The sequence below is a fragment of the Allobaculum sp. genome, assembly GCF_047010065.1.
In the GTDB taxonomy this organism is placed as follows: Bacteria; Bacillota_I; Bacilli_A; order Erysipelotrichales; family Erysipelotrichaceae; genus Allobaculum; species Allobaculum fili.
On sequence record NZ_JBKXLD010000077.1, the window covers coordinates 1 to 1,082 of the forward strand.

A 1,082-nucleotide genomic window follows, 5' to 3' on the forward strand; every position below is an offset into this window, starting at 1 on the left:
GGCGAGAAGTACTGCTTCGACAAATCCATCAGGCCGGATTCGAGCTGGCTTCGAATGTCGATGTCGCTGATCAGACCGATATGCTTGCCGCGCGTATCGCTCGTTTCATACGGAAGCACCGCGCCATAGTCGCCGGGGCGAAGGCCCTGCACGACGCGGGCGCCTTCTTCCGAACAGCCGCTCAGCAGCATCGAAGCCGAAGCCGCGAAGACCAGCGCCTTTTTCAGAACGCCCGAGCGTCTGACGGACGCTTTTGTATCGGTATTACGCCGCTTCATCGTGAGAAATCTCCTTGAGGAAGTCGTCTTCGCTCCATACAGGAATGCCCAGACTTTCGGCCTTGGCCAGCTTGCTTCCCGCACTGGCGCCTGCGATGACCAGACTGGTCTTTTTCGAAACCGATCCGGCGACCGAAGCACCCAGCGATTCCAGAATTTCCTTGGCTTTCGAGCGCGGCATCTGTTCAAGCGTACCGGTCAGCACAACCGTCTTGCCGGCGAAAAAGGAATCGGAATTGACCGCTTCTTTCGGGGCTTCTTCCATATTGAGACCGAGCGTCTTGAGCGCCGCGATCAGCTTCTGGTTTTCTTCCTGCGCGAAGAAAGAATGAATGCTTCTGGCGGATACGTCCCCGATGAACTTCACCGCGGAAAGTTCGCTTTCGCTGGCGTTCATGAGCGCATCCATCGAATGGAAGGCGTCCGCAAGCAGTTTAGCGGCCTTGCTTCCGACCTGCTCAATGCCCAGGGCAAAAAGCAGACGGTCAAGCGGCTGCTTTTTGGAGGCTTCAATGGCCGCAAACAGCTTGTCGGTTCCTTTTTCGGACCAGCCTTTGTGCGCGAGCAGTTCTTGGCGGCGTTCATGCAAATGATAAATAGCTTCAATCGTGCTTAAAAAGCCGTTGTCGTGCAGCCAGACGACGCGCTTGTCGCCAAAGCCGTCGATGTCCATGGCTTCGCGCGAACAGAAATGAATCAGGCTGCGCACGATGCGGGCCGGACAGTTGGGGTTCGGGCAGAAATAGTCCGCCTCACCTTCCAGACGCACCAGATCCGAGCCGCAGACCGGACACGTCTTTGGCC

At 57.1% G+C, this 1,082-nt stretch carries 1 protein-coding gene and 1 pseudogene; both read right to left on the reverse strand.

Translation table 11 applies throughout. The features are described 5' to 3' along the window. Positions 1-278: pseudogene (locus ACLUYS_RS07415) on the reverse strand (hypothetical protein); the annotation flags it as partial. Further along, on the reverse strand, positions 265-1,082 hold an 818-nt coding region (locus ACLUYS_RS07420; RefSeq protein ID WP_412659505.1), incomplete at its 5' end, for a helix-hairpin-helix domain-containing protein. The pseudogene ACLUYS_RS07415 and the gene ACLUYS_RS07420, both read right to left, overlap by 14 nt.